Here is a 24,797-nt window from a genome sequence, read left to right on the forward strand (position 1 = left end):
GTATTAAAGTTTATATTAAATTATTTATTTGACTTGTTAAAGAAGTATCTAAATTTTAGATAAAAAGCACGACTAGGTTTTTGAAGTGAAAAATTATCTACAAGCTCATTATCCAATAAGTTTTGACACTCTAAGGCGATATTGTATTTTCCATCGGCCATTGTGTAAACCAAGTTTAAATCATGCTTAAACTGTACTGGAATATCGTGTTTACCATTTGAGCCTCCTCTACTTGGCCAGTACAAATAATAAGCATGTACATAAAGAAGATTATAGCCTGCAGATAAATTATTTCCTTTTTTAAATACATCGTTGAAAAAAACTGTTCCATCCAGATTACCAAATAAATAAGGAATATTGGGTACTCTGTCCTTGTAGTAATAGGAAACAAAATTTTGCTCTGGCTCATATTTGGTCATATTGCGTATATCCTGATAAGTCATATTAATACCAGATGTAAAACGCTTTTTGTAAGAGTATCGAATCTCTCCATCAATACCTTTTGTTCTTACACTTCCCTGATTAACAGTTACAGTTTTGTTCTGATTATTATTAAATTCAGTACGAATAAAATCAGCAGCATTACGATATATACCATTTACATCAAATGTTAAGGCATTAATATCATTAAAACTAGTTTGATAACTTAAACCCAAATTAATATTGTTACTCGATTCTGGTTTTAAATTATTATTACCCTGTAAATTATCATTGGGATCACCAAAAATTTCATTCGATGTAGGTAATCTATAGGTTTTTTCATAAGAGGCTTTTAGCTGCAAATTTTGCTTTAAATAATAGCTGCTTGCTCCTCCATAACCTAAAGAAGATGATTTATCATTTAACTCCATATAGGCAACATCTCCCCAGTTTCCAGAAGGATTATAACTTCTGGTGAGAGTAGTTTTTAAATCATAATTCTTTAAAAATAATGAGGTACTCCATTTTTGATTGAAGTCAAATTTATAGCCCAATGCCAAAATATTCTTTTGCAGCTTTTCAGGCTGCTGATACGTTATGGACTCAGGATAAAGTTCATCACTTCCTTTACGGTCAAATGTGTTAAATGTATTGTTTATTAACAAAGAATGACGTTCTCCTATAGCATAAGACGCATTGAAAGTAGCTATTCCATTGTTGTTTTTAAATTTATACAGAGATCTGCCGGCTTCTCCACCCGGGCCAGCATTTGTTGTATATTGCCCAAACCAATTGTATCGTCTATTTACAGTATCTACAGTTTGTTCATAACCAAAATTAAAATTTCCCGTTACATCCACATTCAGCCCTTTTGTAAACAAATCTTTTACCTGGTATTTTAAAGTAGGCATCAAAGTATTCCCGCGTATATACCTTTCACCAAAAACTGCTACCATTCTGGCTCCGGTTTGAATATCCGCCTTATTTTGTCCGGCTGTAAAACCAATCATTAATTTATCGGCATATTTTTTACCTGTAATTCCAATATTAAAAATTACAGTTTCATTATGGTAATTATCATGAAATCTTCTTACTCGTGTTTCTGGATAATATTTACCAGTTTCCAAATCATTGGTTTCAACATTTACCCAATAATTATTATCCGAATAATTTTGAAATGCATTAATCTCTGTCGTAAAACCACTTTTTGAAATATAGCCCGCGTTTACAGCAGTTTTAAACGTATTGAATGATCCAAAGGAATAAGAAGCATCCACATATGTTCGAGGTTTGCTGTTCGTTACAATATTAACAGCTCCTCCTAAAGCATCTCCACCCAGCCAAATAGGCACAACACCTTTATAAACCTCTACACGATCTGCCAGGTTAATTGGAATATTATTGATTTGAAAAGACGAGCCGAAATTATCCATCGGCACACCATCAATAAAAATTTTAATCTGGTTCCCAGAAAACCCATTAATGGATAATTCTGATCGGGATCCTACACCTCCAGCCTCGCGAAAACGTACTCCTGAAACCCTATCTAAGGCATGTGCCAGATCTAAAGTGGAGTTATGCAGTTTTTTTGCATCGACGGCAGTTACGTTATAAGCTTGTTTATTGATCTTTTCAACTGCCGAACGTCCTAGTACAGATACATTTTCTAATTCCTGTAATTCGTTGTCTAATTGAACCGGAATATTTATACTAGTTCCAGAAACTTCTATACTTTTTTTAAAGCCCGAAAAACCAATTGCAGAAACTTTTATAGTATACCTTCCCGGTTTAACATTTTTGAAAGTAAACTTTCCGTTTTCGTCGGAAATCATACTTAAGTCAGTTTTTTCTATTACTATTGTTGCGAATGGAACTGTTTGCCCAGATTTTTCAACGACTTGTCCGGTCACTGTAACCCCTTTATCTTGCTGGGAAAATGACAAGAACGAAAAGAAGAAAAATAAAATAAAAAATAAAATTTTTGGCGTTGACATATATTTAATTAGACTAATTATAAATAACTTTGGCGCAAAAGTACTCTCAACTGCTTTAAAAAAGTTAGGGAAAAACGGATTATTATTTTGTAAAAACGGATTATATTTTGAAGATCAAATCGAAACTATCAGCCCATGAAAAACCAATTATTAATATTGAAATCAAAGACCATTACGATCCAAAAAGTATTCTTACAGAGGAAATTATCGACATAAAAAAGGAAGAAACAGATGAAATAAAAAGTCACATATTATCTACTGACGGAATGGTTCTTATTGATACTCGAATATGTCTTAGTAAATCGCAGACAGATGTTTTTGAGATTAACGAAGAATGCGTTGTAATGGATTTTGTAAACTCCGGCAACATCGAAACCAATATCGAACTCCCTGAATCAGATAAATACATTAAGGAAAGTACACACAATATTTTTTACACCACAAAATTTAAAGCTACTTATACTATACCCGCATTTGAACAAGTAAATTATTTAGCTATTATTTTCTCTAAAGAATTTTATTATAACATAATCAATGAGGACTGGAAAGTCCATGAAAAATTCTCTAAAAACATTCATTTAAAAAAATCAAGTTATCTCACAAATAAATACATTCCATTTACTCCGGCAATACAATGGATAATTTCTGAAATTAGAAACTGTAACCGAAAAGGTGCGCTGAAAAAAATGTTTCTCGAAACCAAAATCAGAGAACTTTTAATACATCAGCTCGAAGCCATTATTACACAACCCGGACAAAAAGACAAAATTGACGATGAAGATTACTCTAAACTTCTGGAAGCAAAACTAATTCTGGAAAAAGATTATGTTCACGCTCCAAATCTAACTGAACTTTCGAGAATGATTTCGCTGAATGAATTTAAATTAAAAAAGGGTTTTAAAGCCTGTTTTGGAACAACTGTTAAAAGTTTTATTATTAAATTACGAATGGAATATGCTAAAGAATTATTTAAGGATAAAGCCTCAACAGTAAGCGAAGTAGCCTATAAATGCGGTTACAAAGATATTTCTCATTTCTCGGCTGCATTTAAAAGTTTCTACGGCTCTTCTCCTCAAAAATTTAAAAGCAATTGGGACTATATTTATTTTTGGATTACCGGAATTCTGATATTTAGCTAATAAAAAAGGATTTTAGATTAAGGCTGAATAATCAGCCAAATCTAAAACCCTAAAAAAATTAGACAGTATTTGTATAACTATTTTCTACAAGTTACCCACGATCAAATGAATATGTCAAATTTTAAAATTAAAAATCGTCTCTCCAAAAACATTTTTAACCGCAAAAACCATAAAAGCGCAGCAAAAAAGGTAAAACGCTGTTCTTTGATTTCTACGCAGCAAATCTATGCTCAGTTTTTGAAAAATCATTACGGCTTTCCGCATTCAGCAAAGATTTTTTCTAAAAATTTTGAACCTCCTAAAACACAAGGAATCTAAAACTTTAAACCTCATACTTTTACAATTTATAACGAAGTTTTTAGATTAATAAAATACATTTAAAATTATCAAAACACAGAAAATAGCCCCCAAAACATCTTTCTTGTTCTAGATTAAGCTGAATTGAAATTGGAACCAATAAATTTGCAATATAAATTACAAGTTTTGTCAAAAACCAAAATCAAAAAAAGAAAAACTTAGAATCTTAGTGTCTTAGTACCTTAGAATCTTAAAAAAAATCTTTCTTATTCTAGATTAAGCTGAGTTGAAACTGGAACCAATAAATTTGCAATATAAATTACAAGTTCTGTCAAAAACCGAAATCGAAAAAAGAAAAAACTTAGAATCTTAGTGCCTTAGAATCTTAAAAAAAATCTTTCTTGTTCTAGATTAAGCTGAATTGAAATTGAAACCAATAAATTTGCAATATAAATTACAAGTTCTGTAAAAAACTGAAATCGAAAAAGAAAAAACTTAGAATCTTAGTGTCTTAGTACCTTAGAATCTTAAAAAAAATCTTTCTTATTCTAGATTAAGTTGAGTTGAAATTGGAACTAATAAATTTGCAATATAAATCACAAGTTCTGCGAAACTGAAATTTCAAAGTGAAGAAAAAACTTAGAACCTCAGTATCTTAGAATCTTAGAAACTAAAAAAAAATGAAAACACTTGAATTCTTATTACTCGGAAAAAACGAAGCGATCCTGGCCATTTTACTTCGCCTTGTAAATGCTTATGAAGACTGGAACGCAGTCGCATTTAGCAGCGAAACAGAAGCTCAGGACTATTTTCAGAATCACAAAATCGACGTTGTTCTATTGAGCTCCGGAATCGAAGACCATGTCGAAAAAGAGTTTACTTTATTTTGCTTAAAACAACAGCCAGACGTAGAAGTAATTGAACATTTTGGCGGCGGAAGCGGATTATTAAAATCAGAAATTCTCCACCGCTTACATCTAAAAGGAAAAATCTAGGCGCCGCATTTTTCTCTTTTAAAAATTCACTAAAAGCTTAAATAATAATCTATTAACGAATATTCGTCGCTAAATCGACGATATATCGTCAGGATCACTATTGCCTTTTCTGAAAACCTTTTAAAATCAAGACATTAAAAACAAGGCATTTATTTTGAATGCAAAACACTGAAAATCAAATACAAAATATTTCAAAACCTTTATTTAACAACAAAATCAAATTATCATGAAAAAATTAATCCTTACAGCAGTTTTATCTTTAGTAACTTTTATCGGATTCGCTCAAAAACCAAGTCCGGCACAGTTAGATCCAACCAACCATACTTTAGTCTTAATTGATTACGAAAGCCAGATGGCCTTTGCAGTAAACAACATTCCAATCGATCAGCTTAGAAACAACACTGCTTTAGTAGCAGGCGCATCAAAAATATTCAAAGTTCCAACCATTGTAACAACAGTAGCCGAAAAATCATTCAGCGGACCCGTTTTTAAAGAAATTGAAGAATTCTACCCGCAAAAAACATCAAACTATATCGACCGTACTTCAATGAATACCTGGGAAGATATTCCTGCTCACAAAGCTATAGTTGCAAAAGGTAAAAAGAAAATCGTTCTTGGCGGTTTATGGACAAGTGTTTGTATCGTAGGGCCAGCTTTATCAGCAATCAACGAAGGATATGATGTTTATGTAATTACAGATGCAAGCGGCGACATTTCTAAAGAAGCTCACGAAATGGCTGTAACCCGTATGGTTCAGGCTGGTGCGCACCCAATTACTTCATTACAATATTTATTAGAATTACAACGTGACTGGGCTCGTCAGGAAACTTATGTTCCTGTGACTGATTTAGTTAAAAAATACGGCGGAGCTTATGGTGTAGGTGTTCAATATGCTCACGAAATGTTGAAACACTAATTTTAGATGGAACACGGATGAAACGGATTCGCTATCGCTAAGACGCAGATAAAAACGGATTTTAAAATTCATAAATAAAAACCTGCGCAAATCCGCGCCTTTGCAAAGCAAATCAGTAAAATCCGCGGGCCAAAATACTTCCAGAAAAACAAAGAAAGGCTGTGTAACCGCACAGTCTTTTTTTACCCAAAACCAACTTAAAATACCACAACCATGAAACTCTCTTTTAAAATAGCCGCTTTTCTTTTAATTATCTCCCTTCCTATTTTCGGGCAAAGCAAAAAAGCAACTCTAATCGTTCATCATGCTGTAATTCACACTTTAGACAATAAAAATACAATCGTTGAAGCCATGGCTGTCGCCGATGGAAGAATCCTAAAAACAGGAAAAAACAGCGAAATTTTAAAATTAAAAGACAAAAAAACTACCCTAATCGATGCTAAAGGAAAAATCATTATTCCCGGAATATTCGATTCTCACATGCACATCATCCGCGGAGGAAGATTTTATAATACCGAATTACGCTGGGACGGCGTTCGTTCCTTAAAAAGAGCTTTGGCGATGCTGAAAGAACAAGCACAAAGAACTCCAAAAGGACAATGGGTTCGTGTGGTAGGCGGATGGAATGCTTATCAGTTTGAAGAAAAAAGACTTCCTACTTTAGCCGAAATCAACGAAGCAACTGGCGATGTTCCAGCTTTTATTCTTCATTTATACGGACACGCTTATTTGAACAAAGCAGGTTTAGAAACTTTAAAAATCGATGCTAATACGCCAAATCCAAATGCGGGATTGATTGAAAAAGATCCAAACGGAAATCCAACCGGATTGTTAGCTGCAGAACCAAATGCTTTTATTTTATACTCTACACTTGCCAAACTTCCAGAATTGACACAAGAAGAAAAATTCAATTCGACCAAACAATTTATGACAGAAATGAACCGTCTTGGCGTAACTGCTATTATGGATGCAGGAGGCGGATTCCAGAACTTTCCTGACGATTACGGTGTAACTAACGGTTTGTGCAAAGACAGCGATTTAACGATCAGAATGCCTTATTATTTGTTTGCTCAAAAAGCAGGAACAGAATTAAACGATTACACAAAATGGATGCAGACAGTCGAAATTGGCGAAGGCTGTGACGACGATCATCATTCAGATAAAGTAGAATATCACGTTCAGGGTGCGGGAGAAAATTTAGTTATGAGTGCCGGAGATTTTGAGAACTTCGACAAACCAAGACCAGAATTAAGCCCGGCAATGGAAGGTCAATTAAAAGAAGTTTTATCCTTATTAGTAAAAAACAGATGGCCGTTTAGAATTCACGCTACTTACAACGAAAGCATTACAAGATTTTTAAATGTTATTGAAGACATTAATAAAGAAACACCTTTAAACGGACTTTTATGGTTCTTTGATCACGCCGAAACAGTTTCTACAGAAAATTTAAAACGTATTAAGGCTTTAAACGGCGGTATTGCAATTCAGCACAGAATGGCATATCAAGGTGAAAGTTTCATTAAAAGATATGGAAAAACAGCTGCTGCAAACACCGTTCCGCTAAAGAAAATGTTCGAATTAGGAATTAAAGTGGGAATGGGAACAGACGGAACCCGTGTAGCAAGTTACAATCCGTGGGTTGGTTTATACTGGCTTACAACCGGAAAAACTTTAGGAGGTTTAAAATACATGAACGACGAAAATATTGCAGACCGAACCACAGCTTTAAAATTATTCACTTACGGAAGCGCACAATTAATCAATATTGAAAAAGACAGAGGAATGCTGACTGCAGATAAATTAGCTGATTTCTCAATCCTTTCTGATGATTATTTTACTACTTCTGAAGAAAATATCTTAAACATCGAATCAAAACTTACAGTTGTAAACGGTAAAGTAGTTTATGCTGATAATGACTTTAGAACTTTTGCAAACGAAAAACCAAAAGCAATTCCAGACTGGAGTCCGGTAAATTACTTTGGAGGTTATCAAAAAAATTAAATCAAAATGAAAAACACATTCTTCTTATTGTTGCTTTTGGGAATCCTTTTTTCTGCAAACGCACAACAAAAACCAGTTTTCCAAAAGCTGCGATATGAGGATGATTTCACTTATCTAAAAGCTGATTCGACGAAAACTTTTTACGAAAAAATCAAATATATTCCGTTAGGAAAAAACGATAAATATTATGCTACAATTGGCGGAGAAGCAAGACTGCAGTATACTTATACCGTTAACAATAAATGGGGAGACGAATCTGACGACGATGGATATTTACTTTCACGTTATCTGCTTCATGCAAATGTTCAACTGGGCGTTTTTAGAACATTTTTTCAATTGCAAAGCAGTTTAGCAAACGGTAAAACAGATCCAAGTCCGGTTGATGAAAATCAGTTAGACATACATCAGGCTTTTTTGGATATAGATTTTATCCGAAAAGAAAATGAGCAGTTAACCCTGCGTTCTGGAAGACAAGAAATGTCATACGGTTCCCAACGTCTGGTTGCCGTGCGAGAAGGTCCAAACAGCCGACTTGCTTTTGACGGATTGAAACTATTTTATAAAAAAAACAATTGGCAGTCAGATGTTTTTTTTACACATCCTATTGCCAATAAACAAGGAACTTTTAATGATAGTTTTAATGAAAATGCCAAGTTTTGGGGAAGTTATACAGTAATTCATAAAGTGCCGTTTATTCAAAACATCGATTTATATTATTTGGGTTTATGGAAAAGCCGAGCTGTTTTTGATGATGCCGTTGGTGCAGAAAATAGACAATCGATTGGAACACGAATCTGGAAAAACAAAGGAAACTGGAAATACGATTTTGAAGGTGTTTATCAATTCGGGAACATCAATCAAAAGACAATTTCAGCCTGGACCATTTCTTCTTTTGCTTGTTATACTTTTGAAAACATAAAATACACTCCGGAAATTGGATTAAAAACAGAAATCATTTCTGGTGATAAAAATTCTGGCGATGGCTATTTACAAACTTTCAATCCGTTATATCCAAGAGGCGCTTATTTTGGTTTAGTTGCCCTTATAGGTCCATCAAATTTAGTTGACGTTCATCCTTCAATCAATTTTAGTTTGTCTGAAAAATGGGGACTTGGTATTGATTATGATATTTTCTGGAGACAAACCATAAGTGATGGTATATACGCACCAAATATGCAGCTTTTATATTCCGGAAAGGATACAACGGAACGTTTTATAGGTTCACAGTTAATTTCAAATGTAAACTACGACCTCAATAATCATTTAGGTTTTACATTAGAAACCGGCTGGTTTAATGCAGGTTCATTTTTAAAAGAAGTCGGTTCAGGAAAAGATTATTTTTATGCAGCATTGACGGCACAATTTAAATTTTAATAAAGAACCATAGGTTTTGTACATTTTGCAGGGATGGATTTTAATCCGTGTATAGATCAAGATTATTTTTATGCAGCGCTGAAAGCACAATTTTAATTTTAAATTTGTGTAATTCAAAATCCTAAAAATGGAGAAAACATATTCGGTTGTATTTTATTCTAAAACATTGGTTGAGCCTGTTAAAAAATTGAAAGACTTTTTAAGAAGCAAAATTAAATGGTACAACAGCTGCAATTCTGAAGCACATATTACGATTTGTGAATTTACAATTGATGATTCTCAACTAGATTCATTCAAACAAAAGCTTGCTAAAATTTCAGATACTTTTACGCCTTTTCAAGTAAATTTAGATCATTTTGATTCTTTTCCAAATGCTGGTGCTTTTTTTATTGGTGTAAATGAAGATTCAAAAAATCATTTCGTCCCAATAATGAAAAAGATCCATGAAACTTTAAAGTCTTTAAAGCATAAAAGTGATAATCCGCATCTGTCAATCGGACGAAAATTAACTCCTGAAAACCTTAAAATTGCTTCTGAACTTTTTACCACAATTGACCTTCAATTTGAGTGCAATGAAATTGTTTTAAGAGAATTTGATCCCCTAGTAAAACAGTTTTTTGTAATTGATGCTTTTAAATTTGGAAGTAATCCAGAACCTGAGTTTGTTCAGGGAAGCCTTTTTTAACCGCAAAGTATGTCATTGCGACGAACGAAGCAACCACACTAACAAAAATCACAAACTCATTCAGCAAAATGAGATTGCTTCGTTCCTCGCAATGACCATGCAAATCAGTTTAAATCCGTAAAATCTGCGAGCCAAAAAATTTCGTATATTTGAATTTTACAATTCACAAATATGAAATCCCTAGATTCATTTTACAAAGATATTACTGAAGGTTCAACAGTAGAACCCACTTCCCTATTACCAAACGACATTCAAAAAGAGATTGGTCATTTTAATGTTTTTGATATTAAAGAACTTCTGGAACGTATGAAAGGAAAGCCTGGAATGCCTTATGACAGAAGAGCTTATTACAAAATAAGTTTAATTAGAGGGAAAAACAGAGCCGAATATGCTGATAAAGTAATCGACATTGAAAAACAGGGATTGTTATTTGCAACTCCAAAAATTCCGTACAATTATTTACCGCAGGATACCAATCAAGGCGGACAATTTTGTGTATTTACAAGCGAGTTTTTATCTAAAAGTAAAAGCGGCATTGATTTAGACGAACTTCCAATTTTTGCTTCAGACGGTTATCCTATTTTTCAGTTATCAGATGAAGAAGTGGAAGAAGTTGCTTTGATTTTCAAAAAGATACAAAAAGAAATTAATTCTGATTATATTTACAAATACGATTTAATCCGAAATTATGTCGCTGAACTAATTCACTTTGGACAAAAATTACAGCCCATAACAGCACTTTATTCTAAACACAATTCGGCAGCAAGAGTTTCTTCTTTATTTGCCGAATTATTAGAAAGACAATTTCCAATTGAATCACCCAATCAGCGTTTAGAACTAAGAACTGCGAAGGATTTTGCCGAAAGATTATCGGTTCATGTGAATCATTTAAATAAGGTTCTAAAGGAAAACACCGGAAAAACCACGACCGAATTAATCAGCACCAGATTAACAAACGAAGCTAAAATACTTTTAAAGCAGACAAACTGGAATATTTCTGAAATCGCCTATTCGCTTGGTTTTGAAGAATTAGCGCATTTTTCAAACTTCTTTAAAAAACAGACTTCTTATACGCCACTGGCTTTTAGAGCTTAAATTTTGTTTCAAGTTTCAAGTTGATATTCTTTGTGTGTTTTAACCGCAAAGAGCGCAAGGTTTTTTCTAAGCTTTATGTTATATAAACATAAAGTTCGCAAAGCTTTACGTAAAAAACTTTGCGAACCTTGCGTAATCCCTAGCGTTCTTTGCGGTTAAACCTGAAGCTTGGAATTTGAAACTTCTAAAAATTGGAATTTATCACTTGTGATTTGAATTTCGCAAACATCGGTTTGATATTTACAATTCCCCAAGTCTGCTTCGCTCCTACCTTTGTCTTATCAATTTAAAAGATCGAAAAGATGAATTTATCAAACAACAAAATTTTAATTACGGGAGGTGCAAGCGGTATCGGACTTGGACTTACCGAACGATTTATTCAGGAAAACAATACCGTGATTATTTGCGGCAGAAGAGAATCAGTTTTAAATGACGTTAAAGTAAAATTCCCTTCAGTAATTACAAAAGTATGCGACCTTTCTAAAGAAGAAGACCGCACTGCACTTTATGAATGGATTACAGCTAATCATCCTGATTTAAACGTATTAATCAACAATGCCGGAATTCAAAACTGGATGTCGATTACTGATGCTGATTTTTATGCAAACATGAAAAATGAGCTGACTACCAACATTGAAGCTCCACTGCATTTAACTTCACTATTTATTCAGTTACAATCTCTAAAAACGGTAATGAATGTAACTTCTGGATTGGCGTTTTCGCCTTTTGCAAAAGTTCCGGTTTATTCGGCTACAAAAGCGTTTTTTAGATCGTTTACGCTTTCACTTCGTCACTTATTAAAAGAAAAAAACATCGAAGTAATCGAAATTATTCCGCCGGCATTAAACACAGATTTAGGTGGAATTGGTCTTCATGACGCACATCCAAGCGTAAGCAGTTTTATAGAATCAATTTTTGAACAGCTGAAAGAAGGAAGACAAGAATTGACTTTTGGAACCAGCGAAACGAGGTTAAATGCAAGCGTTCCAGAATTAAAAGCGTCATTTAACGCATTACACGATAACTGAAATTAATTTTAAACACATAGAAACATAGCTATTGTAAACGCATAAAAGGCATTTCATTTATTAAAACAAACATAGAAATGCAGCTAAAAAAGAAACTTAATTTATCTAAATCTCACATTGCTATGTGTTAGAAACTAGTTTCTTTTTACAATCTTTTCAAATCAAAATAAAATTTATGTTTCTATGTGTTTAAAAATAATCATATCGTAAAGGTCTTCGACTTCGCTCAGACTGACAGAAAAACAACAACAAATAATTCACAATTTATAATTCATAATTCACAATTAACAATTAAAAAAATGGCAGTAAATACAAAAACAGCTCTGGTTACAGGCGGAAGCAGAGGTTTAGGAAAAAATATGGCAATTGCGATTGCAAAGAAAGGAATCGACGTAATTATCACGTACAACAGCAAAAAAGAAGAAGCTGATTTAGTAGTAAAAGAAATCGAAGGTTTAGGTCAAAAAGCGGCTGCACTTCAATTAAATGTTGCTGAATCAAATACTTTTGATGCTTTCTACAAAGAGGTAGAATCAACTTTAAAAAACACTTTTAAAACAGACAAATTTGACTTTTTAATCAACAATGCCGGAATCGGGATTCACAATTCTTTCATTGGAACAACTGAAGCTGAATTTGATCAATTAACTAACATTCAGTTTAAAGGTCCGTTTTTCTTAACTCAAAAAGGTTTAAATGTAATGAATGACGGCGGCGGAATTGTAAATATTTCTACAGGTTTAGCCAGATTCTCATTTCCGGGTTATGCAGCGTATGCTTCTATGAAAGGTGCCATTGAAACTTTAACTAAATATCAGGCAAAAGAACTTGGAGCAAGAAAAATCAGGGTTAATGTCGTGGCTCCGGGTGCTATCGAAACTGATTTTGGAGGCGGAGTCGTTCGCGACAATGAGCAGATGAACCAGCAGATTGCTTCTGTAACTGCTCTTGGAAGAGTTGGTTTACCAGATGATATTGGCGGTGTCGTTGCCTTTTTATGTACCGAAGATGCACGTTGGATAAACGCACAAAGAATTGAAGCTTCTGGAGGAATGATGCTTTAAATAATGGTTAATGGTTAATGGTTGATGGTTTATTGTTTATAGTTCATCATCATAACTCATAACTCATAACTCATAACTCATAATTCATAATTCATAATTCATAATTCATAAAAAAACAAAACCCGATAAGCTTTAAAAAACTTATCGGGTTTGCCGTTTCAAATATAATTGAATTAGTAAGTATTCTTTATTTAGTCTTTTTGAATTGAGACATCAAATCCGCCGTTTTTATCAAAAACAACATCATAGAATTTTGAATCTTTTTCTACTCCTACTTCATAAGTGGTTTGATTTTTATCATCTACTACAACCGAAACTTCTTTTATGGCTTTGGCAGGATAATTTTTCTTCAAATAAGTCTGTGCTTTAACAGGAAGCTGACTTAACGGAATTTGTAATTCGTATGCTTTTAAAACTCCTAAATTGTCGTAAACCGCAAGAGCTTTGGTATTTTTATCGGTATTAAATTTGGCTTCGTACCTAATTTCGTCATCGTCATCTCCAACATATCTTACTGACCATACGGGAACTTTATTTGGATATTCTTTTTCAAATGTAAACCTCACTTTTTCGGGTGGTGTTACAACACTATTTTGTCCGATAATAAACCCGTTCCAGAATAAAACTATAAGTAAGAATACGTTTTTCATGACCTGAATATTTAAATTGAAAAATCGAAAACCTTATACTAAAAGTATTACTTTTAAAATAAATTTCAAATATTTTTTATTAAAAATAATATTACTTTTTTAACCTGTCCGTCAATTCCCTTTTATAGGTTATTCCAATAGGCAGTTTTTCATTTTTAATAACAACAAAATCTTTTTCAGTCGCTTCAATTTTATCGAGAGCGACAATATAGGATTTATGAATACGCATAAAATTCTTCTCCGGAAGGCATTTTTCTAACTCAGTTGTGGTAATAGACGCCAGATAAGTGCGTTTTGTAGTATGCAGTTTCACATAATTTCCAAAACTCTGTGCAAACAAAAGCTGGTCTAATTCTATTTCGATAAAATAACCGTCAACTTTTACATTAACCGTATTTATGGCAATTTCTTCTTCTTTAGCTTTTGTAGTTTCAGTCGAAAAGAAACGATCAATAGCTTTTAGAAACCTCGGAAAATAAATTGGTTTTAATAAATAATCAATTACGCCATAATCATAACTTTCAAGAGCAAATTCAGAGTAAGCCGTTGTTAGGATTGTTTTAGGATGATTAGGAATAATTTTTAATAATTCCATTCCAGAAATCTCAGGCATATTAATATCCAGAAACATCAAATCGACTTTATTTTCTCTAAGATAATCCATTGCTTCAATGCCGTTATAGCCCTGAAAAACCAACTCTAACTTTGGATTTTGTTTTATATAATTAGCTAAAACATAATGCGCTGCAGGCTCATCATCTACAATTATGCATTTTTTAGGATCTCTCATTAGCAAATCTTTTCAATTGCAGTTTCAAATCAACAATATAAGTATTTTTATTATCCTGAATATCCAGATTATAATTCTTTCCAAAAATTAAATTCAATCTTTCGATTGTATTTTTTAAACCAATTTTAGTTGAAACCACGGCATCAGTTTTCTTTGGAATTGAATTTACAACATGAAGATGAAGCTGTCCTTCCTGAACCGTAATAAAAATTTGAACAAAACACTTTTCTATAGCGCAGGTTCCGTGTTTAAAAGCATTTTCAATAAAAGCAATTAAAAGCATCGGCGAAATTTTATACGCATTTTGATTGTCTATTTTATAATCAAAAGTTATATCGCATCGATAGCCGACACGCTCTTTTTCAAGCTGAACGTAACTGTTAATAAATTCTAATTCATCTTCTAAAGATACGCATTGTTTGCTGTTGCTTTCCAGCTGATAACGCATTAACTGCGAAACCTTCATGATTAAATCCGGTGTTCTGTCCGGGAATTCTAAACTAATTCCGTAAAGCGTATTAAAGGTATTAAATAAAAAATGCGGATTCAACTGTCCTTTTAAAGAATTCAGCTGCATTTGGTTGAAAAGCAAAGCTTCTTCCGTACGTTTTCTGTGAATTCTGTAGAATTTAAAAACAATAATGGGACTTAAAATACAAACCAAAGTTCCTAAAACGCTCGCCAATTGATAGACATAGCTTCGCTGATGCGAATTTTGATACAAATGGCAGTTACTGAACATATCGAGCATAGTAATCTCATACAAAACAATCGAGAAAACAAGAACTCCAAAAATGGTTAAGAATATATAAGTTGCCGGACGGCGGGTTTTAAATAAAATGGGAAGAAGAAAAAAACGATTAAACTGGGCATGCATGTAAAGAATGAAGTAGAAAAAAATGCCCATTAAAACGGAAGTTAAAGAACTAAATAACATCCAGTCGTTTTTTAATGTGTATATGGTAAAGGAAAACGCGACGACGGCAATTTCCTGCCACCACTTATTATCCAGTATGTTATCAAATTTTCTGCTCATTTTTAAAACTTAAATAGAGTACAAAGTACGGACAAATATTTAATTATTTTTTCCAATAAATGACCAATTGAATTGGTCATTTATTAGTGCAGCACATCACTTATCATGACTTTTATCAGCACAAGACAAATAAATTTGTTCTATAATTTCACACTTGAGTTTATGTACTTCAAAAAAATTACCATTTTATTTTTCTTGATTTTTGCCTCAGCCAGTTATTGTCAAACCCTGTCTTTAAAAGAAGCAATAAAAACCGGGCTTGAGAATTACGGTTCTATCAAAGCAAAAAACAATTACACCAATGCATCAAAGGAGACTTTAAAACAGTCTCGCCGTGATTACCTGCCGAATCTTAACTTATCGGCACAGCAGGATTACGGAACTGTAAACGGACAAAACGGGCCATTGTATGGTTTTGGAGGTCTCGGAGTTGCTTCTTCCGGGTTACCACTTCCGGAACAAAACTGGAATTCGGCTTTTGGCGCACTTTATTTAGTCAACATGAACTGGGATTTTTTCACTTTTGGAAAAATACAGGAAAAAATCAATTTATCTAAAATTGATGTTATGGCTAAAGAAAAGGATTTACAACAGGAAAAATTTCAGCAGGAAATCAAAATTTCGGCTGCCTATTTAAATCTGTTAGCAAGCCAAAGATTACTGATTTCACAGCAAAAGAATTTAGACCGCGCACAAGTTTTTAAAAAGACAGCTGCGGCGAGAGTTAAAAACGGATTATTGGCAGGTGTCGATTCGACTTTGGCAACTGCAGAAGTTTCTAAAGCTAAAATTGCTTTAAACCTTGCCAAAAACTTCGTTAAAGAACAAAACAACAAATTAGTCGATTTAATGGGAGTTGCACCTCAGGATTTTGTTGCTGATACTCTTTTTGTAACTCAGATTCCAAAAGAATTAGTTACCAAAGAAACCGCAGGAGACAGTCTTCACCCCTTATTACAATTCTACAAAACGAAAATCGATTACAGCAATCAGCAGGTTAAATTGTATAAAAGATTCTACTATCCTACAATGAGTGCTTTTGGGGTTTTACAAACCAGAGCTTCGGGATTTGATTCTTCGTATGCAACCAATCAAAATGCTTTTACCAGAAACTACTGGGATGGTGTAAATCCGGATCGTACTAACTACTTAATTGGAGTTGGAATTACCTGGAATTTAACCACGCCTTTTAGATCAAGTAAACAAGTAAGCGCTCAGAAATTTGTTTCTCAGGCCATGCAGGAAGAATACAATCAGGCAGACAGAGAATTAAAATCGCAGTTGAATTTTGCCGAAGATAAAATCAAAATTACTTTGGAAAATTATGCCGAAGCACCAATTCAGGTTGAAGCAGCTAAAAGAGCTTACATACAAAAATCGACTTTATACAAAAACGGTTTAACTGATCTAACCGATTTAACACAAACAATGTACGTTTTAAATCGCGCTGAAATCGATCGAGATATCGTCAATAATAACGTGTGGCAGTCGTACTTATTAAAAGTCGCTGCAACAGGAAATTTTGACCTATTTATAAATGAATTTTAATTATAAATCCTAATGAATTTAATACGTTTTGCACTCCGCAAACCCATTTCCATTTTAGTATTGGTTGCGGGTCTATTTTTCTTCGGAATTGGTGCCATCAAAGACATTAAGGTAGATATTTTACCAAAAATGAATTTGCCGGTTATCTATATCGCGCACCCATTTGGAGGTTACACGCCAGACCAGATGGAGGCTTATTTTGCCAAAAACTACGTAAACGTTTTACCTTTCTCGAACGGTATCAAATCTGTAGAAACCAAAAACATTCAGGGGTTAATGATTATGAAATTAACCTATTATGAAGGAACGAACATGGCTCAGGCTGCTGCCGAGTTAAGTGCGCTTTCAAACAGAATCCAGGCGGTTTTCCCTCCTGGAACGCAGCCTCCGTTTATCATTCGTTTTGATGCCTCTTCACTTCCAATTGGTCAATTGGTTTTGAGCAGTAAAATACGTTCAAACAACGAATTACAGGATTTAGCCAACGTTTATGTTCGTGCTTCGTTTACTTCGATTCCTGGTTTATTATCTCCGGCTCCATTTGGAGGAAGTCCAAGAACAATTGAGGTAAACGTTGACCCGGATTTACTTCGTTCTCATAATATGACGCCAGACCAAATTGTAGAAGCGATTCGTTTGAATAACCAAACGGCTCCTTCTGGAAACGTGCGTATGGGCGACAAAAACTATATTACACCTACAAATAATACGATTAAAGAAATTAAAGATTTTGAGCAGATTCCTTTATTCAAAGGCGGTGTCCAAAACTTAAAATTAGGCGATGTTGCGTCTGTAAAAGACGGTGCCGACATTACAGCAGGTTATGCTTTGGTAAACGGAAAACGTTCGGTTTACATTAGTATTGCAAAAGCGGGAGATGCTTCGACTTGGGATGTAGTTCAGAAATTAAAATCAGAACTGCCTAAAATTCAAAGCACACTTCCGGAAGATGTAAAATTATCATACGAATTTGACCAGTCAGTTTATGTAATAAACTCCGTAAAAAGTTTGATTACTGAGGGTATTATTGGTGCGGTTTTAACCGGATTAATGGTTTTATTATTCCTGGGTGACCGTCGTGCGGCATTAATCGTAATTATGACAATTCCAATTTCGATTATTTCCGGGGTTTTATTCCTTAAATTATTCGGACAGACTATTAACTTAATGTCATTATCAGGATTAGCTCTTGCAATTGGTATTTTGGTGGATGAAAGTACGGTAACGATCGAAAACATTCACCAGCATCTCGACATGGGAAAACCAAAAGCACTCGCCATTTGGGATGCCTGTCAGGAAATTGCTTTACCTAAATTATTGATCTTACTTTGTATTCTGGCCGTATTTGCACCAGCATTTACAATGGTTGGTATTCCGGGAGCATTGTTTCTTCCTTTGGCTTTAGCAATTGGATTCTCAATGGTAATTTCATTCTTGCTTTCGCAGACTTTTGTTCCTGTAATGGCAAACTGGATGATGAAAGGCCATGAAAAACACGAACATGGTCCAGAAATTACAGATGATGAAGCCGAATTTAATGACAGCGGTATAACTCCAGAATCTGAACAAAATCTAATCACTCAGAAAAAGGGTTATGTAGAAAGAGAAGATACAAATAACAACGGAAAGATAAGTGTTTTCGAACGTTTCAAAATTCGTTTCATGCGAACTTTAGATCGTTTGTTTGTTCATAAAAAAATTACAACAATTGTTTATTTAACAGGTTCAATAATTCTTGCTGTAATATTTATTAGTTTAATTGGAAAAGACGTCTTCCCGAGAACCAATTCAAGCCAATTTCAGCTGAGAATGCGCGCGGTTGACGGAACACGTTTAGAGAGAACCGAAGAACAAGCCAGAATTGTTTTAAAAGAACTGGAAAAAATGGTGGGCAAAGATCATATCGGAATTTCTTCTGTTTATGTTGGTCAGCACCCTTCTCTATTCTCGATCAACCCAATTTATCTTTTTATGGCAGGTTCTCACGAAGCGGTTTTCCAAGTGAGTTTAAAAGACTATCATGAAGATATGGACGATTTTAAAGATGAGTTTAGAGCAAGACTTAAAAAAGTATTGCCAGACACTAAACTTTCTTTTGAGCCAATCGAATTGACGGATAAAGTTTTAAGCCAAGGTTCTCCTACTCCAATTGAGATTCGAGTTGCCGGAAAAGACAAAAAGAAAAACGAATTATACGCTACTCAAATTGTAGACAAACTAAAAGCGATTTCGTATTTCAGAGACGTGCAGATTGGTCAGCCAATTCATTATCCAGCAATGAACATTGATATTGACAGAACCCGTGCTGCCGAATTAGGAGTTGATATGAATGACATTTCGCGTTCACTTGTTGCTTCGACCTCATCTTCTCGTTATACCGAAAAAAATAACTGGGTAGACGAAAAAGCAGGATTATCATATTCTGTTCAGGTTCAGGTGCCGTTAAACAAGATGAAAAGCAAAACCGATATTGGCGAAATTCCGGTATTAAAAAATTCGCTTCGCCCTGTTTTAAGTGACGTTGCCAAAATTACACCGGGATTTGTGAGCGGTGAAAATGACAATTTAGGGGCCATGCCATACATTACCGTTACAGCAAACATCTACCAAACCGATTTAGGTACGGCATCAAAAGATGTAAGCAAAACAATTAGTTCATTAGGAGAATTACCTCGTGGTTTATTTATTACACCAATTGGACTAAGTACTGTATTGACCGAAACATTAAGCAGTTTACAAACAGGATTATTGGTTGCCGTTTTCGTAATCTTCTTAATGTTGGCCGCTAATTTCCAGTCATTCAAAGTTTCGTTAGTAATCTTAACAACAGTTCCTGCGGTAGTTTTAGGAGCATTATTAATGCTTACTATTACAGGTTCTACATTAAATTTACAGTCTTACATGGGAATCATCATGTCCGTTGGGGTTTCTATTGCAAACGCCGTACTTTTGGTCACGAATGCCGAACAGCTTCGAAAAGTAAATGGAAATGCCTTAGAATCTGCTAGAGAAGCTGCAGCACTGCGTCTTCGTCCAATTATCATGACATCTGTTGCGATGATTGCGGGAATGTTACCAATGGCAATTGGTCACGGCGAAGGAGGCGATCAGGTTTCTCCGTTAGGAAGAGCCGTTATTGGCGGATTATTATTTTCTACTTTTGCCGTATTATTAATCCTGCCGCAGATATTTGCGTGGGCCCAAGAAAAAACATCGACACAATCTGTTTCATTAGATCCTGAAGACGAAGAAAGTATTCATTATATTTCATCAATAAGTAAGTCGAAAGTTGGAAAGTCATAACTCGTTGAGTGTAATTATTTTTTTAACACATAGAAACATAGATTTTAATTTTAAATAAAAAAAGGTAAAAGAAAAAACTAGTTTTCACACATAGTCCCGATAGCTATCGGGATGTATTAAAAAAAAGTGAAACGCCTTTTATGCACAAAGAAAAGCTATGTATCTATGTGTTAAAAATAATTAATCCTAAAGAGTTAAAAACATATTCATTATATAAAACCAAAAAATGAAAAGTAATATTATAAAATCATCTGCATTATTATTTACAGCACTAGTTGTATTAAGCAGCTGCGAAAAGAAAAAAGAAGAAACTGCGAAAGCAGAAATCGAACCAAAAGTTGAAACTTTCGCTTTAACGAAAGAAAAACTAACAACAGAATTGCGTTTGCCAGCAGAATTAACCGGTTTTCAACAAGTTGATTTGTATGCAAAAGTGAGCAGTTTCGTAAAAACCTTAAAAGTTGATATTGGTACGAAAGTAAAAAAAGGACAGCTTTTAATTGTGTTAGAAGCACCAGAAATCAGTTCGCAATTGGCTGCAGCCGAATCGAGATTGAAATCTATGGAAGCCATTTACGCAACCAGCAAAAGTACTTACAACCGTTTGTATGAAACAAGCAAGGTTGAAGGAACGATTTCTAAAAACGATTTAGAAATGGCAAGCGGTAAAAAGAATTCTGATTATGCACAATATCAGGCAGCAATTGCAGCACACAAAGAAATCTCGATTATGAGAGGCTACTTAGAAATTCGTGCTCCGTTTGACGGTGTTGTAGCAGCTAGAAATGTCAATTTAGGAACATTTGTTGGCCCAGCAGGAAAAGGATCTGATTTGCCTTTATTAACGATTCAGGAGCAAAGTAAATTGCGTTTGGCGGTTTCTGTTCCAGAATTGTACACAGGATATTTGCACCCAGGCGACGAAATGAGTTTTAATGTAAAATCGTTACCTGAAACTTTTACTGCTAAAATTACCAGAATGTCTGGTGCTTTAGATTTAAAATTACGTTCTGAAAGAGTTGAAATGGACGTTCACAACACAAAAGGAAATTTATTGCCTGGAATGGTTGCCGAAGTTCTTTTACCGCTTAACGCCAAAGACAGCACTTATGTAGTGCCAAAATCAGCAGTAGTGAATTCTGCGGAAGGTTTATATGTGGTAAAAGTAGTAAACCACAAAGCGACAAGAGTTGACATTAAAAAAGGAAGAGAAATCGAAGATAAAATTGAAATTTTCGGCGATTTGACTCCAAACGATAAACTGGTAAAAATTGCCAGCGAAGAAACTAAGGAAGGCGATGTCATAAACGAATAACCTGCGTTTAGTCTTCTTTTTAGTAGATTACCAATTACTGTACGCATTCTTCGGAGTGCAAATTTAATTTGCCTAAAGGGCAGTTCCCTCTGATTTGTGGGGAGCTGTCCTTTTTTTGCATTCTTGTAAAAAACTCATTTATGTATTTAAATTAATGAAAGAGCGTCTTTTTACAACGTAAGTTAGTGATTAAGAAACCATTTTCAATACGATAAAAATATTAATTTTTTATTTTTCTTTCTTTTCTAAATTTAACACCTCTGCTAAATGTTCTCTTTCTGTATCGGTCAAAGACTTTAATCTAGCAGCTCCATAAAGCATGTAAGCGAATACTTTAAAAATATCATGGGTATTCTTTTTCAATTCTTTAACATATTTTGGCAAAACAACTTGATTGATCGTTTCTTCTTGAATTCCTAGGTGTTGGCATGATTTCAACCAAATTATCATTCTTTTTTTATGACTATAATTTAAAGAGCTTACAATGTTTTGAGAAAATAACATAAATAATCCAATACAAATCCCAATAGAACTTGCAATCATAATTCTACTTATTATAGAAAAATCTTTTAGTAAAAAAAGCAGAGATACTAGAAACGAAGACATCCCCAAAAAAAATGGAATCGAGTATAATTCGTAATATGCTACAACCTTAGGATGTTTCTTAAATAATATATTGGGACAAATCACTTTAAACAAATCTGTACAGAGTTTTTTATGGTCATTTATATCTTTTAAGTTAATACGTGAAGTAAGTAATTCAGCAATAAATGATTGCGTTTCTTGAGATTGGTTAAAATTATCAATTCCTGAATCCAATGCTCGTGAAATAGCATTAACTATAATATTATTCTCTGTTTTTTCTTGTAACAACGCTTCTACGAAATAGAAGCTTATTTGATATTCAAAAAATGATTTATGAGCAAACTTAAAAAAATCTTTTCTTGTCAAATCATTTACTAAAATACCACTTGAGCGAACATCCGTCAATATACTTTCTTCTGCATGTACATTGTCTGAAAAACGTTCACGGAACCCTGCACGTTTTGGTAAAATAGCAGAATCTGAATGAATTAAATCCTCTGGAAAATTCTTATAAAGCTTCATGAAAATTATTTCCAAATCATTACCGCTAATTTGATTTGTGTAACCGTTCAAGTTAAGCATGCCAACTGCAATTCCTAACATAAAATATTCTCTTTCTTTTTCTGTGAGAGGAGATTCAATTTTTTTACTACTTTGTCTAGCGTAGCTATATTTGATAAACTCTGAAATTACTAAAGCAGAGTTTATTTTTTCTTTATTATCCAATAAGTTACTTTCTTTCCATATTACTGAAATTAGGAATAAAATTGCCGGACGCGAAACTAGGTCAAAAAAATTACTATTAGTTGAAGTTTCTAGAATTTCTAGAATTTGAAGACGTGTAGCTTCATCAACACATCTCAAAGCTTCATTTATTTGATTTTCATTAAATTTTTCTAACAATAATGCTTCTGAGTATGACGAACCATCGTTAGGTTTATCTATGCCTAGGCTCGTTTTTAATTCACGATCATCAAGAAAAAAGTTTGGTCTTCCAGTAATCATTATTTTTGATTTATCACCAGCAAATTCCCACAATCTTTGAAAATGATTTAATCTCATTTCTCTATCACCAATCATATCCATTTCATCAAAACCTTCAAAAATCAATAAAATTCTTCCAGCTTTATGAAGTTTCATAAGAGATAAAGGTTCCATTCTATAATTTGAAGACCAAGTAGATAGAACTTCCAAAAGACTCAAATTTCTTGGACTTTTCCCCCGCAGTTCAATTAACAAAGGAATTCTATTTTTATTAATATCTTTTAAAAGCTCAATAGCAACTTTAAGAGATAGTACACTCTTACCACAACCATATTCTCCTAATATGGATAAATGTCTATTCTCAGATTTTCCAGCCCAGTCTAAAATATAATTCTCAATATTTTCTATTACATCGGGTTCTCCTTCAATTTTAAAATTTAATGGGACATAAGTGTCGCACAAATGCAAAGGGCTACTACTATTAATTTCTTGCTTTTCAAAAAGTTTCAATAAATAATTCTTATAAGCTGTAAAATCCACCAACTCATTAAGCATCTCTTCTTCACACTTGACTTTAATTTGAATTCCTTCAAAATTAATTTCATAATTCTTTTCGACAGTATTTTTTATTGCGATAATATAACGAGATGGAAATTCTTTTAATGAATTACAAAAACCTATAAATTCTTTAATCTCTTCATTGCTAGGCAATTCATAATCACAGTATATAGCTATAACCTCATTTTCTTTACCGTATTTAGAAATAAAGCATTTATAATCTCGATAAAAATCATTATCAAAATCAATAATATATTGCTTGTCCGCAAAAGTTAGAAGTTCAAACACGTGCTCGTGCCATGGCATTTTATCTTCTTCCCTGATGCCAAAAATCGCATGTAATGTTTCTGTTTTTTGCCAATTGTGTTTTATGATAAGATTTTGTGATGTTAACCAATCTTTAAATTGTAAAAAAGCTTCAAAAAACAAACCTGAATTTTCATTAAACCGATTCTTTTCATAATGTCTTTCACTAATTGGCCCATTCCAGTTTTGATGGATTTTATATATAAAACGTGTTAATGTAATTATACAAATAAGCATTACAACATAATCACTAAAAGTAACATTTGGAGTAGAATAACTAGTTCCAATAACTAAATTTGTTGTTTGTAATAATGCTCCAATATATCCGACACCAGAAAATATTTGAAGTAATACTGTTGATATTAACATAACCATTGAGGTTACTCCAAAGAAAGCAAACCTCTCTCTTGTATATTTTTTAAAAATTTTTAAATATAAAATGTAACCTATACATACTAATAAAAGAATAATAAGAACGGTTATAAAAATTGCGACCATTTGAAAAGAGTAAAATAAAAACATCTTATAATTAGTAAAAAAACATACTAATATCTAAAGAGTTAGTTAATAATTTATGATTATTGTCAAAAAAAGACAAATAACGAATAATTAAAGATTAATATGAAATAAATCTTAATAAAATTTTAAGATTAGTTGGTGAAAATTTACTAACAATAAAAAACCTCGATCTTAAAAAAAAATCGAGGTTTTTCC

General features: G+C 33.4%; 17 protein-coding genes. 12 read left to right on the plus strand and 5 right to left on the minus strand.

The features are described from left to right. Positions 1–20: 20 nt before the first annotated feature. Entirely contained in the window at positions 21–2,414 is a 2,394-nt protein-coding gene (locus tag PQ462_RS14925) for a TonB-dependent receptor (RefSeq protein ID WP_274250584.1), read from the minus strand. A gap of 107 nt (positions 2,415–2,521) precedes the next feature. Between PQ462_RS14925 and PQ462_RS14930 the strand changes: the two genes are divergently transcribed. From PQ462_RS14930 to PQ462_RS14970, 9 genes are all read left to right on the plus strand, one after another. Then, the gene (locus PQ462_RS14930) at positions 2,522–3,553 is read left to right on the plus strand and encodes a helix-turn-helix domain-containing protein (protein WP_274250585.1); all 1,032 of its coding nucleotides are present in this window, start codon (positions 2,522–2,524) and stop codon (positions 3,551–3,553) included. A gap of 977 nt (positions 3,554–4,530) precedes the next feature. Beyond that, a complete protein-coding gene (locus PQ462_RS14935) occupies positions 4,531–4,845 on the plus strand; it encodes a hypothetical protein (protein WP_012026246.1) in 315 nt (104 codons plus the stop codon). A gap of 226 nt (positions 4,846–5,071) precedes the next feature. Beyond that, positions 5,072–5,761: a hydrolase gene (locus PQ462_RS14940; RefSeq protein ID WP_012026247.1), complete on the plus strand. Its 690-nt coding sequence runs from the start codon at positions 5,072–5,074 to the stop codon at positions 5,759–5,761. 213 nt (positions 5,762–5,974) lie between these two features. After that, positions 5,975–7,762 carry an amidohydrolase gene (locus PQ462_RS14945; protein ID WP_274250586.1) on the plus strand — a complete coding sequence of 596 codons (1,788 nt, stop codon included), beginning with the start codon at positions 5,975–5,977 and terminating at the stop codon, positions 7,760–7,762. Positions 7,763–7,768: 6 nt separating this feature from the next. Next, entirely contained in the window at positions 7,769–9,136 is a 1,368-nt protein-coding gene (locus tag PQ462_RS14950) for an alginate export family protein (protein ID WP_274250587.1), read from the plus strand. Positions 9,137–9,263: 127 nt separating this feature from the next. Then, positions 9,264–9,821 (plus strand): 2'-5' RNA ligase family protein, encoded by a 558-nt coding sequence (locus PQ462_RS14955; protein ID WP_274250588.1) that lies wholly within the window; start codon positions 9,264–9,266, stop codon positions 9,819–9,821. Positions 9,822–9,992: 171 nt separating this feature from the next. Continuing rightward, complete coding sequence (locus tag PQ462_RS14960; protein ID WP_274250589.1) at positions 9,993–10,916, plus strand: helix-turn-helix domain-containing protein; 924 nt, start codon at positions 9,993–9,995, stop codon at positions 10,914–10,916. A gap of 302 nt (positions 10,917–11,218) precedes the next feature. Further along, positions 11,219–11,944: an SDR family oxidoreductase gene (locus tag PQ462_RS14965; protein WP_274250590.1), complete on the plus strand. Its 726-nt coding sequence runs from the start codon at positions 11,219–11,221 to the stop codon at positions 11,942–11,944. A 299-nt stretch (positions 11,945–12,243) separates the two neighbouring features. Then, positions 12,244–13,008, plus strand: coding sequence for an SDR family oxidoreductase (locus PQ462_RS14970; protein ID WP_274250591.1), 765 nt, complete (start codon positions 12,244–12,246; stop codon positions 13,006–13,008). Between the two features lie 191 nt (positions 13,009–13,199). On the opposite strand, the gene PQ462_RS14975 is transcribed toward PQ462_RS14970, so the two are convergent. The 3 genes from PQ462_RS14975 to PQ462_RS14985 all read right to left on the minus strand — a co-directional run bounded on the left by PQ462_RS14975 (position 13,200) and on the right by PQ462_RS14985 (position 15,484). Further along, positions 13,200–13,658 (minus strand): hypothetical protein, encoded by a 459-nt coding sequence (locus PQ462_RS14975; protein WP_274250592.1) that lies wholly within the window; start codon positions 13,656–13,658, stop codon positions 13,200–13,202. Between the two features lie 91 nt (positions 13,659–13,749). After that, the gene (locus PQ462_RS14980; RefSeq protein ID WP_012026256.1) at positions 13,750–14,448 is read right to left on the minus strand and encodes a LytR/AlgR family response regulator transcription factor; all 699 of its coding nucleotides are present in this window, start codon (positions 14,446–14,448) and stop codon (positions 13,750–13,752) included. After that, positions 14,435–15,484, minus strand: coding sequence for a sensor histidine kinase (locus PQ462_RS14985; RefSeq protein WP_274250593.1), 1,050 nt, complete (start codon positions 15,482–15,484; stop codon positions 14,435–14,437). Before PQ462_RS14985 ends, PQ462_RS14980 begins: the two co-directional genes overlap by 14 nt. Before the next feature lie 162 nt (positions 15,485–15,646). Between PQ462_RS14985 and PQ462_RS14990 the strand changes: the two genes are divergently transcribed. The 3 genes from PQ462_RS14990 to PQ462_RS15000 all read left to right on the plus strand — a co-directional run bounded on the left by PQ462_RS14990 (position 15,647) and on the right by PQ462_RS15000 (position 21,650). Next, positions 15,647–17,032 carry a TolC family protein gene (locus PQ462_RS14990; protein WP_274250594.1) on the plus strand — a complete coding sequence of 462 codons (1,386 nt, stop codon included), beginning with the start codon at positions 15,647–15,649 and terminating at the stop codon, positions 17,030–17,032. A 12-nt stretch (positions 17,033–17,044) separates the two neighbouring features. Next, positions 17,045–20,335 carry an efflux RND transporter permease subunit gene (locus tag PQ462_RS14995; RefSeq protein ID WP_274250595.1) on the plus strand — a complete coding sequence of 1,097 codons (3,291 nt, stop codon included), beginning with the start codon at positions 17,045–17,047 and terminating at the stop codon, positions 20,333–20,335. Between the two features lie 226 nt (positions 20,336–20,561). Continuing rightward, positions 20,562–21,650 carry an efflux RND transporter periplasmic adaptor subunit gene (locus PQ462_RS15000; RefSeq protein ID WP_274250596.1) on the plus strand — a complete coding sequence of 363 codons (1,089 nt, stop codon included), beginning with the start codon at positions 20,562–20,564 and terminating at the stop codon, positions 21,648–21,650. A gap of 228 nt (positions 21,651–21,878) precedes the next feature. Here PQ462_RS15000 and PQ462_RS15005 read toward each other — a convergent pair whose 3' ends face one another. Further along, the gene (locus PQ462_RS15005; RefSeq protein WP_274250597.1) at positions 21,879–24,581 is read right to left on the minus strand and encodes an NACHT domain-containing protein; all 2,703 of its coding nucleotides are present in this window, start codon (positions 24,579–24,581) and stop codon (positions 21,879–21,881) included. Positions 24,582–24,797: the final 216 nt, after the last annotated feature.

Origin of the sequence: Flavobacterium sp. KACC 22758, assembly GCF_028736135.1 — a bacterium.
Classification (GTDB): Bacteria; Bacteroidota; Bacteroidia; order Flavobacteriales; family Flavobacteriaceae; genus Flavobacterium; species Flavobacterium johnsoniae.

Excerpts from the sequence above, each read along its gene's own strand:
- PQ462_RS15000 (WP_274250596.1), top strand. The coding sequence starts at position 20,562 with ATGAAAAGTAATATTATAAAATCATCTGCATTATTATTTACAGCACTA.
- PQ462_RS14940 (WP_012026247.1), top strand. The coding sequence starts at position 5,072 with ATGAAAAAATTAATCCTTACAGCAGTTTTATCTTTAGTAACTTTTATC.
- PQ462_RS14980 (WP_012026256.1), bottom strand. The coding sequence starts at position 14,448 with ATGAGAGATCCTAAAAAATGCATAATTGTAGATGATGAGCCTGCAGCG.
- PQ462_RS14965 (WP_274250590.1), top strand. The coding sequence starts at position 11,219 with ATGAATTTATCAAACAACAAAATTTTAATTACGGGAGGTGCAAGCGGT.
- PQ462_RS14985 (WP_274250593.1), bottom strand. The coding sequence starts at position 15,484 with ATGAGCAGAAAATTTGATAACATACTGGATAATAAGTGGTGGCAGGAA.
- PQ462_RS14975 (WP_274250592.1), bottom strand. The coding sequence starts at position 13,658 with ATGAAAAACGTATTCTTACTTATAGTTTTATTCTGGAACGGGTTTATT.
- PQ462_RS14970 (WP_274250591.1), top strand. The coding sequence starts at position 12,244 with ATGGCAGTAAATACAAAAACAGCTCTGGTTACAGGCGGAAGCAGAGGT.
- PQ462_RS14995 (WP_274250595.1), top strand. The coding sequence starts at position 17,045 with ATGAATTTAATACGTTTTGCACTCCGCAAACCCATTTCCATTTTAGTA.
- PQ462_RS14945 (WP_274250586.1), top strand. The coding sequence starts at position 5,975 with ATGAAACTCTCTTTTAAAATAGCCGCTTTTCTTTTAATTATCTCCCTT.
- PQ462_RS14990 (WP_274250594.1), top strand. The coding sequence starts at position 15,647 with ATGTACTTCAAAAAAATTACCATTTTATTTTTCTTGATTTTTGCCTCA.
- PQ462_RS14935 (WP_012026246.1), top strand. The coding sequence starts at position 4,531 with ATGAAAACACTTGAATTCTTATTACTCGGAAAAAACGAAGCGATCCTG.
- PQ462_RS14960 (WP_274250589.1), top strand. The coding sequence starts at position 9,993 with ATGAAATCCCTAGATTCATTTTACAAAGATATTACTGAAGGTTCAACA.
- PQ462_RS14950 (WP_274250587.1), top strand. The coding sequence starts at position 7,769 with ATGAAAAACACATTCTTCTTATTGTTGCTTTTGGGAATCCTTTTTTCT.
- PQ462_RS14925 (WP_274250584.1), bottom strand. The coding sequence starts at position 2,414 with ATGTCAACGCCAAAAATTTTATTTTTTATTTTATTTTTCTTCTTTTCG.
- PQ462_RS15005 (WP_274250597.1), bottom strand. The coding sequence starts at position 24,581 with ATGGTCGCAATTTTTATAACCGTTCTTATTATTCTTTTATTAGTATGT.
- PQ462_RS14955 (WP_274250588.1), top strand. The coding sequence starts at position 9,264 with ATGGAGAAAACATATTCGGTTGTATTTTATTCTAAAACATTGGTTGAG.